We start from the raw sequence: 16,454 nt of genomic DNA on the forward strand, positions 1-16,454 counted from the left end.
CGCCAAAGCGTTGCCGTTTTTTGAGGCTGGCGCCGCGTCCGGGCGACGCCGGTGCGCCGTCGGTCGGCCTGCGGCGCCGGGCACGGCTCGGACCCGCTCAGTCCTTGGCGTTGGCCGAGCGGGTGGCGATGACCTGCAGCTTCAGTTCGCCAAGCGCCTGGAACAGCGCGTTGCGGCTGCCTTCGGGCAGTTCGCCGAACATGGACTTGACCCACGACTCGTGCGCCCGGGCCATCCTGGCGAAGCTCTTCCTGCCCTGCGGCGTCAGCTTGATGAGCGAACTGCGGCGATCGGACTCGACCTTGGTGCGCACCACCAGGCCTTCTTTTTCGAGTTGGTCGGTGATACCGGTAATATTGCCGTTGGTGACCATCATGTGGCGCGACAATTCGCCCATCTTCATGCCCTTGGGGGCGCGCTGCAATTGCGCCATCAGGTCGAAACGGGGCAGGGTGGTGTCGAATTCGTTGCGCAGCCGGCTGCGGATCTCGCCTTCGATGAGATTGGCGCAGGTCAGCATGCGCAGCCACAGGCGCAGCGCGTGGTGATCGTCGGGGGCGGCGCGGGATTCCAGGTCGGGGGCGTCTGTCATGGTCGGGAGGTTACCGGGAATGCGTGGAGAGGTCTGTATTCGTGAGTCACTGGTAAAAACCCTAGACTTGTTTTGCCGGATACTTTAAACCTAAACTATGAACCACGCCAGTTCTCCCCTTGCCGTACCACGGGATCGGCTGCTGCGGGCGCCGGTCTGACGCGCCGCCTGAACGGGCCGGCAGGCCGGGCATAGAAGTCCTTCGAATCGCAATCCCAGAAAAACACCCTCTGCGCGGCTCGCGCACGGAGCACACCACCATGCGTTTCATCACTTCCCTCGTTGCCGCCGCCGCGTTGGTTCCGGCACTGGCGCATGCCGATCCGGTCAAGGTCGGCATCGCGAATGACATTTCCGGCCCGTTCTCGGCCCTGGGCGCCGAAGCCCGCGACGGCTTCAACCTGGCCATCAAGCAACTGGGCAGCAAGCTGGGCGGCCAGCCCGCCGAATTCCTGCAGACCGACATGGGCGGCAACCCGGACCAGGCGCGCCAGCTGGTGACGCGCTACATCCAGCGCGACAAGGTCGATTTCTTCACCGGCCCGATCGGCTCGAACGTGGCGCTGGCCGTCGGCCCCGCGCTGTTCGCCGCCAAGGTGCCGTACCTGTCCAACAACCCGGGCCCTAGCCAGTTCGCCGGCGCCCAGTGCAACAACTACTGGTTCGGTTCGTCCTACCAGAACGACGCCTTCCACGAAGCCGCCGGCAAGGTCGCGGCCGACCGCGGCTTCAAGAAGATGTTCATCATGGCCCCGGACTACCCGGCCGGCAAGGACGCGCTGGCCGGCTTCAAGCGCGGCTACAAGACCGCCCCGGGCGACGAGGTCTACACCAAGCTGGGCCAGATCGACTACGCCGCCGAAATCGCCCAGATCCGCGCCGCCAAGCCGGACGCGGTCTACATCTTCCTGCCGGGCGGCATGGGCATCAACTTCGTCAAGCAGTTCGTGTCGGCCGGCCTGTCGCAGAGCGTCAAGCTGATCGGCCCGGGCTTCTCGGCCGACGAGGACGTGATCCAGGCCGTGGGCGAGCCGATGCTGGGCATGTACAACACGGCGCAGTGGGCGCATGACCTGGACGTGCCGCAGAACAAGGCGTTCGTCGAGGCCTTCCGCAAGGAATACAACGGCCGCTACCCGTCGGTGTACGCCGCCCAGGCGTATGACGTCATCATGGCCATGGACGCCGCCGTCAAGCAGGCCGGCGGCAAGGCCTCCGACCGCGACGCCATCGTCAAGGCGCTGGCCAAGGCCGACTACCCCTCGGTGCGCGGCAGCTACACCTACGGCAAGAACCACTACCCGATCCAGGCCTACTACCTGCGCGTGGTCGACAAGGACGCCAACGGCCGCATCACCAACAAGCTGGTGGGCAAGGTGTTCGACAAGTACCAGGACGTCTACGTCGGCGACTGCAAACTATAAAAGGCGGCGGGACGCGTAAGCGCCGCGGCTACACGATGTAGCCCGGCCCCGCGGGGTCGCGCGGATCCGGCTTCGCCGGTCCGTCGCGACGCTCCCTTGAGGGGCAAGCGCGCAGCGCTGCGGGGGCGGGTCTACAGCAGAGGGGATTTTTCATGACGTTCACGCTCATCGTCGAGCAATTGCTGAACGGTCTGCAGTTTGGGTTGATGTTGTTTCTGATCGCGGCCGGGCTGACCCTGGTGTTCGGCATCATGGACATCATGAATCTGGCGCACGGCTCGCTCTATATGGCAGGCGCCTATGTCGCCGCCGAAACCATGCAGCGCACGGGGTCCTTCACCGCCGCCGTGCTGGTGGCCGCCGTCGCCACCGGCCTGGTCGGGGTGGCGCTGGAACTGACGCTGATCCGCCGCCTGGCGCTGCGCGACCACCTGGCGCAGGTGCTGGGCACCTACGCCGTCATCCTCATCGCCAATGACCTGGTCAAGATGATCTGGGGCCCGGCCCCGGTCATGCTGAACATGCCGGCGCTGCTGTCCGGGCCGGTGCGCCTGCTGCCCGACCTGCTGTATCCCGCCTACCGCCTGATGATCATCGTCTTCGGCGTGGCCTCGGCCGTCGGGCTGTACTGGTTCGTGACGCGCACCCGCGCCGGCGTGCTGGTGCGTGCCGGCGCCTCGAACCGCCAGATGGCCACCCTGATGGGCGTGCGCGTGCCGCTGCTGTTCCTGGGCGTGTTCGTGCTGGGCGCCATGCTGGCGGCCGTGGCCGGCGCGCTGCTGGGCCCGATCACCTCGGTGCAGGTCGGCATGGGCGAGGAAATCCTGATCCTGGTGCTGGTGTGCATCGTCATCGGCGGCATCGGCTCGATCCGCGGCGCCTTCGTCGGCGCGCTGCTGGTGGGCATGGTCGACACCGCCGGGCGCGCTTTCCTGCCGATGCTGCTGCGCCAGGTGTTCTCGCCCGCGGTCGCCTCCAGCGTCGGCCCGACGCTGGCCGCCATCGCCATCTACGTGCTGATGGCGGCGGTCCTGGTGTTCCGGCCTTCCGGCCTGTTTCCGGCGCGAGGCTGATGATGCGGACTGCTTCGATCCTCTGGACCCTGGCCCTGCTGGCCGTGCTGGCGGCGTTCCCGCTGGTGGCGCCGGCCCTGGGCCTGGATTTCTATATCTCCTTCGTGCGCCGCGTGCTGATCTACGCGCTGGCCGCCACCAGCCTGAACCTGATCCTGGGCTACGGCGGCATGGTGGCGCTGGGCCACGCGGCCTTCTTCGGCGCCGGCGCCTATGCGGTCGGCATCCTGGCGATGTCGGGCGTGACCTCGGCGTTGGTGTCGTGGCCGGTGGCGATGCTGCTGGCGGCGCTGCTGGCCTTCATCACCGGCGCGATCTCGCTGCGCACCCGTGGCGTGTACTTCATCATGATCACGCTGGCGTTCGCGCAGATGCTGTTCTACATCTTCATCTCGCTGCGCCAGTACGGCGGCGAGGACGGCCTGAACCTGCCGGGCTACTCGTCGCTGCCGGGCATCGACCTGGCCAACGACGTGGCGTTCTACTACCTGGTGCTGGTGATCTTCGCCGTGATGATGTGGCTGTTCGGGCGGGTGACGCTGTCGCGCTTCGGCACCGCGCTGCAGGGCATCCGTGAAAACGAGTCGCGCATGGAATCCATGGGCTATCCGGTCTACCGCATCAAGCTCACGGCCTTCACGCTCAGCGGCGCGGTGGCCGGGCTGGCCGGCGCGCTGCTGGCCAACCACAACCTGTTCATCTCGCCCAGCCTGATGCACTGGACCCAGTCGGCCAATCTGCTGATCATGGTGCTGGTGGGCGGCATCGGCCTGCGCTACGGCGGCGTGGCCGGCGCGGTGGTGATGCTGGTGCTGGAGGAAGTGCTGCGCCAGTGGACCGAATACTGGCACCTGCCCCTGGGCGTGCTGCTGCTGTGCGTGGTGTTCGGCGCGCCGCGCGGCCTGGTGGGCCTGCTCGGCCCGCTGTTCGGCGGTCGCGCCGCCACGCAAACCGGCAAGGCGGGATCATGAACCAGACGCATACCCCCACGCAGGCGCCCGCCCTGCAGGCCAGCAACCTGGTGCGCCGCTTCGGCGCGCTGGTGGCCACCGACAACGTCTCGATTTCGTTGAACCCGGGCGAGATCCACGCCCTGATCGGCCCCAACGGCGCCGGCAAGTCGACCCTGATCCACCTGCTGTCCGGCACGCTGGCGGCTGATTCCGGTTCGCTGGCCGTGGACGGCCGCGACGTCACCGCCATGAACGCGCACCAGCGCGTGGCGGCGGGCCTGTCGCGCTCGTACCAGATCACCAACATCTTCAAGCAGTCCAGCGTGCTCGACAACCTGGTGCTGGCGGCGCAGGCCCACGCCGGCAGCAGTTTCCGCTTCTGGAAGCCGCGCGCCGCCGAGTCGGCCCTGTACGAGCAGGCCCGCGAACTGGCGCGCGAATGCGCCATCGACGCCAGCCTGCTGGGTCGCGCCGCCGGCACCCTGCCGCATGGCGAACAGCGCAAGGTGGAGTTCGCGCTGGCCCTGGCCGCGCGGCCGCGCGTGCTGCTGCTGGACGAACCCATGGCCGGCATGGGGCCCGACGAGACCCTGCGCCTGACCGACCTGATCGAATCCCTGCGCGGCCGCGCCGCCATGCTGCTGGTCGAGCACGACATGCAGGCGGTGTTCCGGCTGGCCGACCGCATCTCGGTGCTGGTCTACGGCCGCGTGATCGCCACCGGCACGCCGGACGAGATCCGCGCCAACCCGGACGTGCGCCAGGCCTATCTGGGTGACGACGAGACGGCGCCCGCGCGCCAGGAGACTGCCTGATGCTCAGCATTGAATCGGCCCAGAGCGGCTACGGCGCCAGCCAGGTGCTCTTCGGCGTGGACCTGCAGATCGGCGCGGGCCAGGTGGTGACGCTGCTGGGCCGCAACGGCATGGGCAAGACCACGCTGCTGCGCACCCTGTTCGGCCAGCTGCCGCTGCGCGGCGGCAGGATCCATTTCGCCGACCAGGACATCAGCGGCTGGAGCCCGGACCGCATCGCCCGCACCGGCATGGCCATCGTGCCCGAGGGGCGCCAGTGCTTTCCCAACCTGACGGTGCGCGAGCACCTGACGGCCTTCGTGGCCGCGCGCAATCCCGCCATCGGCGAGCCGTGGACGCCCGAGCGCGTGTTCGAACTGTTCCCGCGACTGGGCGAGCGCGCCCGCAACATGGGCAACCAGCTCTCGGGCGGCGAGCAGCAGATGCTGGCCATCGGCCGCGCGCTGGTCACCAACCCGCGCCTCTTGATCCTGGACGAGGCCACTGAGGGCCTGGCGCCCAAGATCCGCGAAGAGATCTGGAACTGCCTGGCGCGCCTGCGCCAGGCCGGCCAGACCATCCTGGTGATCGACAAGTACGTCGAGCGCCTGTTGAGCCTGGCCGACCGCCACGTCATCCTGGAACGCGGCAAGGTGGTCTGGACGGGCGACTCCGCGGCGCTCGATGCCGACCGCGGCCTGTGGGAACGCTACCTGGGCGTGTAGCGCGAAAGCCGCAAATGCGGCGCGGGCCGCGGTGTTTCTTTCGATATAAAACGCAATAAACGCGAGGTTCGTCCGGATCGGCCGGAAATAGGCTGACCTTTGGCAAATCCGCGTGTTTACGCCTGTTTCCATTCATCCCGTGGTTCTCTACACTTAGCGCGCCGTGCGTACCGCGTGGATGCGTCACGTCTTAACAAGCTGTCAGGGAAGACTTCGCATGGCGAAATGGGGTTTGCGCAAAAAATCATTGATGGCGCTGTTGCTGGCCTGCCTGGTCGCGCTGGCGCCGGCCGCGCTGATCGGCTGGCAGGTGCTGGACGGCGTGCGCGATCACTTCGGCCGCGCCTTCGCCGACAACTTCACGCAGCTGAACCGCCAGCGCATCCTGGCGCCGGTGTCGCGCGAGCTGGCGCTGTCGCAGCGGCTGGCCGACAGCGAGGTCACGCGCCGCTGGCTGCGCAATGAAAGCGACCCGGCCGCGCGCGAACTGTTCTTCCGCGAGGCCGACGGCTACCGCCGCGACCTGCTGGGCCGCGCCTATTTCATCGCCAGCGCCGCCACCGGCCATTACTACTTCAACGACGACCAGCCGCTGTCGGAAGCGCCGCGCTACACGCTCAGTCGCCAGGCGGCCGACGACGGCTGGTTCTACAACTCGCTCAAGGCGGGCGCGCGCTACAACATCAACGTCAATCCGGACCTCAAGCTCAAGACCACGCGGGTCTGGATCAACGTGCAGGTGCGCGACGGCGAAAAGGTCATCGGCCTGACCGGCGCCGGCCTGGACGTGGGCGGCTTCCTGCGCGACTTCGTCAATAGCGGCCAGCCCGGCGTGACGCCCATCATCGTCGACGAGGATGGCGCGATTCAGGCGCACATGGATCCGACGCTGATCGCCTACAACTCGGGCGCCAGCGGTACGCAAGGGGCCAGCGGCCGCGGCATGGTGTTCAACCTGCTCGACCCCGGCAGCGGCCGCGACGAACTGCGCTCGGCATTGCATGCGGCCCAGGCGGACCCGCAATCGGTGCAGTCGGCCTGGGTCTCGATCGACGGCGTGCGCCAGCTGGTGTCGGTGGCCTACATGCCCGAGCTGCACTGGCACGTGCTGACGGTGGTCGACCTGGGCGCGGCCCGGGTGCTGGACACCGATTGGCTGTGGCCGGCCGCCATCGGCCTGGTGCTGCTGTTCGCGGCCCTGCTGCTGTGCTTCGGCTATGCCATCGAGCGCCTGATGCTGCGGCCGCTGCGCCGCCTGCAGCAATCGGCCCGCGCCATCGCCAACGGCAGCTACGACGTGCGCCTGCCGCCGGGCGGACAGGACGAGATCGGCGACCTGAGCCGCGCCTTCGGCGTCATGGCCGACAAGGTGCGCCAGCACACCGCCGAGCTCGAAAGCAAGGTGCGCGAGCGCACCTCCGAGCTGGAGGATGCCAACCGCGCCATGGCCGCCGCGCACAAGAAGATCGGCGATTCCATCGACTACGCCAGCCTGATCCAGCGCGCCATCCTGCCCGACCGCCAGCTGACGCAGTCGCTTGGCGCCCACCACTTCGTGCTGTGGAAGCCGCGCGACGTGGTCGGCGGCGACTTCTACGTGTTCCGCTCGGACGGCGCCAACTGCCTGCTGGGCATCATGGACTGCGCCGGCCACGGCGTGCCGGGCGCGCTGATGACCATGCTGGCGCGCGCCGCCATCGACCTGGCGATCACCGAGGCCGGCCCGGCCGATCCGGCCGGCATCCTGACGCGCACCGACAGCGCCATCCGCGCCATGCTGGCCGACGCCCAGCTGCCGCGGGCGCTGGCCACCAACACGGACGCGGGGCTGGTATATATTGACCGCCAATCCGGCAGCTTGCGGTATGCCGGCGCCAAGATCAGCCTGTACGCCAGCGACGGCGAGACCCTGCGCGAAGTGCCCGGGGGCAAGCGCGCGCTGGGCGACAAGCGGATCGGGACTTACCAGAACATCGAATTGCGCATGGAGCCGGGTTGGACCTATTACCTGGCGACCGACGGCTTCCTGGACCAGGCCGGCGGCGAGCATGGCTTCGGCTTCGGCAACACGCGTTTCGCCGAAATGCTCAAGAGACACGCGCGGCAGCCGTTAACCGACCAGGCGGCGGCCTTTACCGAGGCCCTGGCCCGGTACCAGGGCGAGATGCCGCAGCGCGACGACATTACCTTGCTGTCTTTCCGTTTCGAATAATCGTTATCAGGGCGGTAACTCCCATGAATGCCTCCGATCTCTACGCATTGGGCGAGCGGTTCGACCAGAATCGCACGCTGTTGTGCTTCAACGGGCCGATCTCCCGCAGCCTGATCGAGGAAATTGGCAATGCGCTGAAGAACTACCTGAACGCCGAGCATGCGCGGCCGGCCGAAGCCATGGACGTGTTCTCGGTGTATATCGAGATGATCCAGAACATCCGCCAGTACGCCGCGCAGAACGGCGACGCCGACGCCGCCGCCACCGTGGTCATCGGCCGCCGCGACGAGAGCCGCTACGTGGTCTCCGCCGGCAACCTGGTCAAGGCCGAGGACGGCCACAACCTGGTGGCCCGCATCCAGCAGCTGGCCGCGCTGGACAAGGCCGCCCTGAAGGCCGAATACAAGGCCCAGCTGCACAAGCCGCGCACGCCCGGCGTGGCCTCGGGCGCCGGGCTGGGCCTGATCGATATCGCCCGCCGCGCCGGCGCGCCGCTGGAAGCCAGCCTGACGCCCGCGGCGGGCGAGGGCCGGGCCTTCTTCAGCCTGAGCGTCGTGATCTGACCGCGCCCGCGAGCCATAGACCCTTTTCGGAGTTATTGATGAAAGACCTGAACATTCCCGGGACCCAGTCCACGCCCGCCATCACCGCCGACGCCGCCGCCGGCGTGCTGGCGATGCGCGGCGACTCCTACCCGGAGAATTCCTTCGAACTGTTCGGCCCCGTCATCGAGTGGGTGGAAGCCTACCTGCTCAACGGCACGGCGCCGCTCAACCTGGAACTGGAGCTGCTGTACCTGAACACCAGCAGCATCAAGTCCGTGATGGACATCTTCGACCTGCTGGAAGCCGCCCACGCCAAGGGCCGCGGCGTCAGCGTGACCTGGTTCTACGACATGCGCAACGAGCGCGTCGGCGAGCTGGCCGAGGAATTCAAGGAAGACTGCACCTTCCCATTCTCGGTCGTCGGCCGCCAATGAAGCCCGGCAACGCCGAGCTGGACGAACGCATCGCCGCCTTGCTGGCGGATCCTGCCTACGCCGGGCATCCGTTGCGCGAGGCCTTGCAGGACCTGTGGCGCCACACCGCCGAGCAGATGTCGCGGATCGAACGCATCACGCACCTGTCGGACGCCTACCAGTCCATGGCGCACCAGCGCGAAATGGGGCTGTGCGAGCAGTTCGACCGCCAGCTGCGGCGACTGGCGCGGATTGCGCGCATCTCCGACCACTACCAGAACATGATGCGCGACCTGAACGCGACGCTGGAAGAAACGTCGCGCCGCGATCCGCTGACCGGATTGCTGAACCGCCGCGCCCTGATGGAGCTGATCAAGCAGGAAGTGCAGCGCGCGGCCCGCGGCGGCCAGGCTTTCGTGGTCGCCATGCTCGACGTCGACCACTTCAAGGCGGTCAACGACCGCTACGGCCACGAAGTCGGCGACCGCGCCCTGGTCGAGCTGGCCGGCGCGATGCGCCACAGCGTGCGTGAATACGACCTGTGCGGCCGTTGGGGCGGCGAGGAATTCCTGGTGCTGCTGCCGGCCACGCCGCCGGAAACGGCGCAGGGCGTGATGGACCGGCTGGTCGGCGCGGTGCGCGCCCTGGCCATCGATGTCGGCGCCGACGTGCTGCGCCTGACGGTCAGCATCGGCATGGCCTATCACCAGCTCGGAGAAACCTTTTCAGAAACGCTCAGCCGGGCGGACCAGGCCTTGTACCTGGCCAAGCAGGACGGACGCGACCGCGTCGCACTTGGATTCCCCCGGCGCTGAATGAACCCGGAGCCGCTGTCTTCCGGTATGGAGCCCCTTATGCTTGATTCTCATCCAGGCGGTTCGAGCGTGGCCCCGCAGGGCGCCGCGTGGCAGGTGGGCAACTATCTGGCGACGATGGACCGGGCACTGCTGCTGTTCGACTTCGATGCCGCCGGCTCCCTCCTGAACGCGAACGACAACTTCCTGGCCGCGCTCGACTATTCCCGCGCCGATGTGGCCGGATTGCGCCACGACCTGCTGTGCGACAGCATGGACGAAGGCAAGGGCATCGCCAGCGCCGAGCAGATCTGGGCGCGGCTGCGTCGTGGCGAGTTCTTCTCGGGCACCTGCCGCTATCGCAAGCGCAGCGGGACCTCGGTGTGGATCGAGGCCACTTATCTGCCGATGCGCGACGAAAGCGGCGAGGTCCGCCGCATCGCGGTCATCTCGCGCAAGTCCATCGCCGACGCCGAGCGCCAGGAGGAAATCCGCCTGCTGCTGCTGGGCATCAACGAAACCGGCAACGCCGTGGCCGTGTCGGGCCGCGATGGCCGCATTGTCTACGTCAACGACGGCTTCCAGCGCATGCTGGGCTTCTCGCGCGCCGACGCGCTGGAGCAGGAGCTGGGCGAACTGCTGGCCGGCGGCCGGCCCGACGGCGGCACGCGCGAGGAACTGGACCGCCGCATCGCCTGCCGCGAGGGCTATCACAAGGACGTGCTGGTGTATGACCGGGGCGGCAAGCCGCTATGGGTGTCGGTCATGGCCAATTCCGTGTTCGACGAACGCGGATCGCTGGTCAACATCGTCGACGTGTTGACCGACATCACGCCCACCAAGGTGCACGAGGTGCTGCAACGGCGGGTGCTGCAGGCCATGGTCAACGAGGCCTCGGTGGTGGAAGTGATGAACATGGTCTGTCGCGAGGTCGAGCGCCTGGCGCCCGAGGTCGCGGCCACGGTGCTGCGGGTCGACGAGGCCGGCAAGCTGCGCCCGCTGGCCGCGCCCAGCATGCCGCCCGCCTACGCCGACGCCCTGGACGGCGAGGCCATCGGGCCGCAGGCGGGCGCCTGCGGCACGTCGGCCTTCCTGGGGCGCCCGGTGATCGTGCCCGACATCGCCACCGACCCGCTGTGGGACAACTACCGCCACTTGCCGCTGCCGGAGGACATCAAGGCCTGCTGGTCCTCGCCGATCAAGTCGAGCGACGGTCGCGTGATCGGCACGTTCGGCTTCTACTTCCGCGAACGCCGCCTGCCGGACGATTTCCATCATCGCCTGGTCGACGTATGCGTGTACCTGTGCGCGCTGGCGCTGGAGCGCGAAGAGGCCCGCGCCCGCATCCGCCAGCTGGCGTTCTACGACGAACTGACCGGCCTGCCGAACCGCAACCTGCTGCTGGCCCAGGCCGAACAGGCCATCGCCCGCGCCGAGCCCGAGCGCAAGCGCGTGGCGGTGCTGTTCCTGGACCTGGACCGCTTCAAGCAGGTCAACGACACGCTCGGCCATCCCATCGGCGACGCGCTGCTGCGCGACATCGCCCAGCGCCTGCGCCGCCTGGCGCGCGCCACGGATATTGTCGGCCGCCTGTCGGGCGACGAGTTCGTGATGCTGATGCCCGATTTCGAGCATGGCCGCCTGACGGCCGCCGCCGAGCACATCCTGGTGTCGCTGTCGCATCCCTTCGTGGCGGGCGGCATCACGCTCAATCCGTCGGTGAGCATCGGCATCAGCGTGTTCCCGGAGAACGGCCGCGACATGGACACGCTGCTGCGCCACGCCGACATGGCGATGTACCAGGCCAAGACGGCCGGGCGCAACCGCATTTCGTTCTTCAGCGCCGAGATGAACCGCCAGGCCCAGGAACGCCTGGCGCTGGAAGCGGCATTGCGCGATGCGCTCGAGGGCCGCGCGTTGCGGCTGCACTACCAGCCGCAGGTGGGGCTGAAGAATGGCAGCCTGTATGGCGTGGAGGCGCTGGCCCGCTGGCGCCATCCGACGCTGGGCGATATTTCGCCGGCCCGGTTCGTGCCGCTGGCCGAGGAGTGCGGGCTGATCGGCGACCTGGGCGACTGGGCGGTGCGCGAGGCTTGCTCGCAGCTGTCGATCTGGCGCAACAACGGGTTGCGGGTGCCATCGGTGTCGGTGAACCTGTCGGCGACCAATTTCCACAACCTGAACCTGCCGCGGATGATCGCGGCGACGCTGGCCGAGTTCGGGCTGGCGGCGTCGGACCTGATGCTGGAGATCACCGAGGGCGTGGTGCTCGACGCCACGGCGGGCACGCTGCGCACGATCGCGGAGCTGCACCGCCTGGGGGTGCGCCTGTCGATGGACGATTTCGGCACGGGCTATTCCAGCCTGGGGCATTTGCGGCGCTTGATCGTGGACGAACTGAAGCTGGACCGCAGTTTCGTCCAGGGGCTGGAGAGCGATGACGCGGCCCGGGCGCTGACGAGCGCGGTGATCCGGATCGGGGAGAGCCTCAGCCTGCCGGTGGTGGCAGAGGGGATCGAGAATGAGGAGCAGCGGCGCTTCCTGATCGAGCAGGGGTGCGCGGCGGGGCAGGGGTTTCTGTTTTCGCCGCCGTTGCCGGCGGGGGATCTTGAGGAGTGGCTGCGGGCTAGGGGGTGAGCGGTTTGCTTTTTTCGCGGGGGGAGTTCTTAAGGCGCGCGTGGCGGGGTCGCTGGGGGATGGCGGGGCTACGATTGCGGTCCGGAGCGTTCGCTCCGGACTTCCCCGGGCTCAACCTCGTCCGCCTTCGGCTCCCTACGGTTTCCGCCGGGCGCATCTACACGCCCCGCCATCCCCCACCGACCCCGCCACGCGCTCGCGATGAGACGTAATGACGGTCTCTGGGGCGAGCGGTGTGCTTGGCGTGTTGGCGCACATCGGGGCTGGAGAGGAGGGTCTTGCGGGGCCCACCGCAAGCCGGCCGCGCGGGCGGCCTTTTGCGGCTTACGCGATGTCTTGCGTCGGAATGATGACGCTCTCGCGTGTGGGGACGGCGGAACCGTTTGCTATTGATAGTCTGTTGGCATCCCGACGGCTTGTGGTCGGCGGGAGGGCGCGTCATGCGTAACATGCCGCCGAGTCAGCACGAGCAGCCTGGCTGCGTGGGCACATCGCAATCATGCGCCAATGAAACACCGCCCGCACCACGCCTGTTTTTGGTCGGCGCGAGAGGTCTTCACGCGCAACATGTCTTATGCCGCGCCGACCACCACCGCCCCTCCCCCTGACGTGCGGAATCATTAGAAAACCGCTCGCCGCCAGCGCGCAGCGCACCCGCAACACGTTCAAATGCACAGACGCCCATCGTGGCCGCCCGCGCGGCCGCGATGGGCAGCCCCGCAGATTCCATTCCCCGCACACAGGTCTAGCAGCGCGACAAGCTTAGACGCACGTAGCCCCTCGGGCGGGCGGACCCGATGGCGGGCAACCTCGATGCGCCCGAGGGAATCCGAAGGCAGCCGCCGGCAGGCGGCAACGAGGATGACGAAGGGGAAGTCCGGAGCGAACGCTCCGGACCGCAATCGTGGGCGCCCGCCATCGGGTCCGCCCGACCGAGGGGCGACCTACGAAGATCAACCGACGCCAACCCCCACTGCCAATCCCCCCAGCACCCCAAGCCCGTCCCCAAAATCCACCCCCACGTTTCCCCCATTTGCGATCCTCCCATTCCAGGTATATATTTCAAGCCTAAACTATCAAGGCCTAAAAATAGCAGCGACCCGCCCCAAGCTTCCGGGCCGCACTTCTTGGAGCGTTACGGCAATGAAAATCGTATGCATTGGTGGTGGTCCCGCCGGCCTTTATTTCGGTCTGCTCATGAAGCTGCAAGACCCGGCCAACGAAGTCACCGTGATCGAGCGCAACCGGCCCTATGACACCTTCGGCTGGGGCGTGGTGTTCTCGGATGCCACCATGCAGAACCTGCGCGAAGCCGATCCGGTTTCGGCCCAGACCATCGGTGACGCCTTCAACCACTGGGACGACATCGACATCCATTTCAAAGGCCGCAGTATCCGCAGCGGCGGCCATGGCTTCATCGGCATCGGCCGCAAGAAGCTGCTCAACATCCTGCAGGCGCGTTGCGAAGACGTTGGCGTCAAACTGGTATTCGAGAACTTCGTCCAGGACGACCAGGCCATCGCCCGCGAATACGACGCCGATCTGGTCATCGCTTCCGACGGCATCAACAGCCAGGTCCGCACCCGCTACGCCGACACCTTCCATCCCGATATCGACCAGCGCCGCTGCCGCTTCGTCTGGCTCGGCACCAAGAAGGTGTTCGATGCCTTCACTTTCGCCTTCGTGCAGACCGAGCATGGCTGGTTCCAGGCGCATGCCTACCGCTACGAAGACGGCATGTCGACCTTCATCGTCGAAACGCCCGAGGAAACCTGGCAGGCCGCCGGCATCGAGCAGATGAGCCAGGAAGAAGGCATCGCCTACTGCGAAAAACTGTTTGCGCCCTGGCTGGACGGCAATCCCCTGGTCAGCAACGCTTCGCATCTGCGCGGCTCGGCCATCTGGATCCGCTTCCCGCGCGTCATCTGCAACACCTGGGTCCACTGGAACCAGCTGGAAACCAGCCGCGGCAAGCGCGCCGTGCCCGTGGTGCTGATGGGCGACGCGGCGCATACCGCGCACTTCTCCATCGGCTCGGGCACCAAGCTGGCGCTGGAAGACGCCATCGAACTGGCGCGCTGCCTGAGCGGCGCCGAAGGCAGCGTCGAGCGCGGCCTGAAGCATTACGAGGAAGTGCGCAGCGTCGAAGTGCTGAAGATCCAGAATGCCGCCCGCAACTCCACCGAGTGGTTCGAGAACGTGGCGCGCTACGCCGAACTCGAACCCGAACAATTCGCCTATTCGCTGTTGACCCGTTCGCAGCGCATTTCGCACGAAAACCTGCGGCTGCGCGACCCGGCTTGGCTGGAAGGCTTCGAGCGCTGGATCGCCGAGCACGCCGGCGCGCAGGCGCCGGCCGGCCAGCGGCCGCCGCTGCCCATGCTGACGCCGTACCAGGCGCGCGGCGTCAAGCTCAAGAACCGCATCCTGGTGTCGCCGATGGCCATGTATTCCTGCACCGACGGCGTGCCGGGCGACTTCCACCTGGTGCACCTGGGCGCCCGCGCCATGGGCGGCGCCGGGCTGGTGATGGTGGAAATGACCTGCGTCTCGCCCGATGGCCGCATCACCCCGGGGTGCCCGGGGCTGTGGAACGACGAGCAGCAGCAGGCCTTTGCCCGCATCGTCGGCTTCGTCCACGGCAACAGCGACGCCCGCATCGGCGTGCAGCTGGGCCATGCCGGCCGCAAGGGCTCGACGCAGTTGGGCTGGCAGAAGATCGACCATCCGCTGGCCGAAGGCAACTGGCCGCTGCTGTCGGCCTCGGCCCTGCCGTACATCGAAGGCGTGTCGCAGACGCCGCGCGCCATGACGCGCGCCGACATGGACGACGTGCGCGACAACTTCGTGGCCGCCGCGCGCCGCGCCCAGGCCGCCGGTTTCGACTGGCTCGAACTGCACTGCGCCCACGGCTACCTGCTGTCCAGCTTCATCTCGCCGCTGACCAACCGGCGCGACGACGAATACGGCGGCAGCCTGGAAAACCGCCTGCGCTTCCCGCTGGAAGTGTTCCGCGCGGTGCGCGCCGTCTGGCCCGAGGACAAGCCGATGTCGGTGCGGATCTCGGCCAGCGACTGGGTCGAGGGCGGCATCACGCCCGACGACGCCGTCGAGATCGCGCGTCACTTCAAGGCCGCTGGCGCCGACATGATCGACTGCTCGTCGGGCCAGGTCAGCAAGGAAGAAAAGCCGGTCTACGGCCGCATGTTCCAGACGCCGTTCGCCGACCGCGTGCGCAACGAGGCCGGCATCCCCACCATCGCGGTGGGCGCCATCTTCGAGGCCGACCACGCCAACGGCATCATCGCCTCGGGCCGCGCCGACCTCTGCGCGCTGGCCCGTCCCCATCTGGCGGACGCCTCCTGGACGCTGCGCGAATCGGCCCGCGTGGGCTATCGTGACGTGAGCTGGCCGAGCCAGTACTTCGCCGGCAAGCGCCAGCTGGAAACCAATTTCGAACGCGCCGCCGCCATGGCGCAACTGGACATCAAATGAGCACGTCCTCCCTTCCCTTGGCCGGACGCCACGCGCTGGTGACGGGCGGCGCCCGCGGCATCGGCCTGGCCAGCGCCCGCGCGCTGCTGGCGCGCGGCGCCCGCGTCACGCTGCTGGGCCGCGACGGCGGCGCGCTGGAGGCGGCCGTCGACAGCCTGGCCAGCCTGGGCCAGGTGCAGGCGGTCAGCGCCGACATCGCCGACGAGGCCTCGGTGCGCCAGGCCTTTGTCCAGGCCGAGGCCGAACTGGGTCCGGTGCTGGTGCTGGTCAATAACGCCGGCCAGGCCGTCAGCCAGCGCTTCGACCGCACCGACGCGGCGCTGTGGCAGTCGATGCTGGCGGTCAACCTGACCGGCACCTTCCACTGCATCCAGGCGGCCTTGCCCGGCATGCTGGCCACCAAGTGGGGCCGCGTCATCAACGTGGCCAGCACCGCCGGCCTGATCGGCTACGCCTACGTCAGCGCCTACTGCGCGGCCAAGCACGGCGTGATCGGCCTGACCCGCTCGCTGGCGCTGGAGACGGCGCAGAAGGGCGTCACCGTCAACGCCGTCTGCCCCGGCTATACCGAGACCGACATCGTGCGCGGCGCGGTCGCCAATATCGTCGAGAAGACCGGCATGACGCCGGACGCCGCCCGCGCCAAGCTGGCCGAGCGCAATCCGCAGGGCCGCCTGGTGCAGCCCGAGGAAGTGGCCGAGACGGTCGCCTGGCTGGCGCTGCCGGCCTCGTCGTCCATCAACGGCCAGGCCATCGCCGTCGACGGCGGCGAAGTGATGACCGGCTGAGCCCCCGCC

General features: G+C 67.9%; 13 protein-coding genes. 12 read left to right on the forward strand and 1 reads right to left on the reverse strand.

Going from position 1 to position 16,454, the window contains the following annotated elements; translation table 11 throughout:
* Positions 1–97: 97 nt before the first annotated feature.
* Positions 98–592, reverse strand: coding sequence for a MarR family winged helix-turn-helix transcriptional regulator (locus ACVN9Z_RS09995; protein ID WP_006388545.1), 495 nt, complete (start codon positions 590–592; stop codon positions 98–100).
* Between the two features lie 260 nt (positions 593–852).
* On the opposite strand from ACVN9Z_RS09995, the gene ACVN9Z_RS10000 reads away from it, so the two are divergent.
* From ACVN9Z_RS10000 to ACVN9Z_RS10055, 12 genes are all read left to right on the forward strand, one after another.
* Positions 853–2,016 carry an ABC transporter substrate-binding protein gene (locus ACVN9Z_RS10000; protein WP_054439253.1) on the forward strand — a complete coding sequence of 388 codons (1,164 nt, stop codon included), beginning with the start codon at positions 853–855 and terminating at the stop codon, positions 2,014–2,016.
* Between the two features lie 152 nt (positions 2,017–2,168).
* Positions 2,169–3,089: a branched-chain amino acid ABC transporter permease gene (locus ACVN9Z_RS10005; protein ID WP_006388547.1), complete on the forward strand. Its 921-nt coding sequence runs from the start codon at positions 2,169–2,171 to the stop codon at positions 3,087–3,089.
* Positions 3,089–4,060, forward strand: a complete 972-nt coding sequence (locus ACVN9Z_RS10010) for a branched-chain amino acid ABC transporter permease (RefSeq protein ID WP_372493671.1) — start codon at positions 3,089–3,091, stop codon at positions 4,058–4,060. Before ACVN9Z_RS10005 ends, ACVN9Z_RS10010 begins: the two co-directional genes overlap by 1 nt.
* Positions 4,057–4,857: an ABC transporter ATP-binding protein gene (locus tag ACVN9Z_RS10015; RefSeq protein ID WP_020925311.1), complete on the forward strand. Its 801-nt coding sequence runs from the start codon at positions 4,057–4,059 to the stop codon at positions 4,855–4,857. The genes ACVN9Z_RS10010 and ACVN9Z_RS10015 overlap by 4 nt, the downstream gene beginning before the upstream one ends.
* A complete protein-coding gene (locus tag ACVN9Z_RS10020) occupies positions 4,857–5,561 on the forward strand; it encodes an ABC transporter ATP-binding protein (protein WP_006388550.1) in 705 nt (234 codons plus the stop codon). The genes ACVN9Z_RS10015 and ACVN9Z_RS10020 overlap by 1 nt, the downstream gene beginning before the upstream one ends.
* 217 nt (positions 5,562–5,778) lie before the next feature.
* Positions 5,779–7,773, forward strand: coding sequence for a biofilm regulation protein phosphatase SiaA (gene siaA / locus ACVN9Z_RS10025; protein ID WP_006388551.1), 1,995 nt, complete (start codon positions 5,779–5,781; stop codon positions 7,771–7,773).
* 23 nt (positions 7,774–7,796) lie between these two features.
* A complete protein-coding gene (gene siaB, locus ACVN9Z_RS10030) occupies positions 7,797–8,336 on the forward strand; it encodes a biofilm regulation protein kinase SiaB (protein ID WP_006388552.1) in 540 nt (179 codons plus the stop codon).
* Positions 8,337–8,374: 38 nt separating this feature from the next.
* Entirely contained in the window at positions 8,375–8,752 is a 378-nt protein-coding gene (siaC, locus tag ACVN9Z_RS10035) for a biofilm regulation phosphoprotein SiaC (protein WP_006388553.1), read from the forward strand.
* The gene (siaD, locus tag ACVN9Z_RS10040) at positions 8,749–9,546 is read left to right on the forward strand and encodes a biofilm regulation diguanylate cyclase SiaD (RefSeq protein ID WP_006388554.1); all 798 of its coding nucleotides are present in this window, start codon (positions 8,749–8,751) and stop codon (positions 9,544–9,546) included. The genes siaC and siaD overlap by 4 nt, the downstream gene beginning before the upstream one ends.
* 39 nt (positions 9,547–9,585) lie before the next feature.
* Entirely contained in the window at positions 9,586–12,162 is a 2,577-nt protein-coding gene (locus tag ACVN9Z_RS10045; RefSeq protein ID WP_006388555.1) for a sensor domain-containing protein, read from the forward strand.
* Between the two features lie 1,143 nt (positions 12,163–13,305).
* Entirely contained in the window at positions 13,306–15,657 is a 2,352-nt protein-coding gene (locus ACVN9Z_RS10050) for a bifunctional salicylyl-CoA 5-hydroxylase/oxidoreductase (RefSeq protein WP_049055273.1), read from the forward strand.
* Entirely contained in the window at positions 15,654–16,445 is a 792-nt protein-coding gene (locus tag ACVN9Z_RS10055) for an SDR family NAD(P)-dependent oxidoreductase (protein ID WP_054448512.1), read from the forward strand. Before ACVN9Z_RS10050 ends, ACVN9Z_RS10055 begins: the two co-directional genes overlap by 4 nt.
* Positions 16,446–16,454: the final 9 nt, after the last annotated feature.

The sequence above is a fragment of the Achromobacter sp. KK8 genome (genome assembly GCF_054188005.1).

Excerpts from the sequence above, each read along its gene's own strand:
- ACVN9Z_RS10005 (WP_006388547.1), top strand. The coding sequence starts at position 2,169 with ATGACGTTCACGCTCATCGTCGAGCAATTGCTGAACGGTCTGCAGTTT.
- ACVN9Z_RS10050 (WP_049055273.1), top strand. The coding sequence starts at position 13,306 with ATGAAAATCGTATGCATTGGTGGTGGTCCCGCCGGCCTTTATTTCGGT.
- ACVN9Z_RS10045 (WP_006388555.1), top strand. The coding sequence starts at position 9,586 with ATGCTTGATTCTCATCCAGGCGGTTCGAGCGTGGCCCCGCAGGGCGCC.
- siaD (WP_006388554.1), top strand. The coding sequence starts at position 8,749 with ATGAAGCCCGGCAACGCCGAGCTGGACGAACGCATCGCCGCCTTGCTG.
- siaA (WP_006388551.1), top strand. The coding sequence starts at position 5,779 with ATGGCGAAATGGGGTTTGCGCAAAAAATCATTGATGGCGCTGTTGCTG.
- ACVN9Z_RS10020 (WP_006388550.1), top strand. The coding sequence starts at position 4,857 with ATGCTCAGCATTGAATCGGCCCAGAGCGGCTACGGCGCCAGCCAGGTG.
- ACVN9Z_RS10000 (WP_054439253.1), top strand. The coding sequence starts at position 853 with ATGCGTTTCATCACTTCCCTCGTTGCCGCCGCCGCGTTGGTTCCGGCA.
- ACVN9Z_RS10010 (WP_372493671.1), top strand. The coding sequence starts at position 3,089 with ATGATGCGGACTGCTTCGATCCTCTGGACCCTGGCCCTGCTGGCCGTG.
- ACVN9Z_RS10015 (WP_020925311.1), top strand. The coding sequence starts at position 4,057 with ATGAACCAGACGCATACCCCCACGCAGGCGCCCGCCCTGCAGGCCAGC.
- ACVN9Z_RS09995 (WP_006388545.1), bottom strand. The coding sequence starts at position 592 with ATGACAGACGCCCCCGACCTGGAATCCCGCGCCGCCCCCGACGATCAC.
- siaB (WP_006388552.1), top strand. The coding sequence starts at position 7,797 with ATGAATGCCTCCGATCTCTACGCATTGGGCGAGCGGTTCGACCAGAAT.
- siaC (WP_006388553.1), top strand. The coding sequence starts at position 8,375 with ATGAAAGACCTGAACATTCCCGGGACCCAGTCCACGCCCGCCATCACC.
- ACVN9Z_RS10055 (WP_054448512.1), top strand. The coding sequence starts at position 15,654 with ATGAGCACGTCCTCCCTTCCCTTGGCCGGACGCCACGCGCTGGTGACG.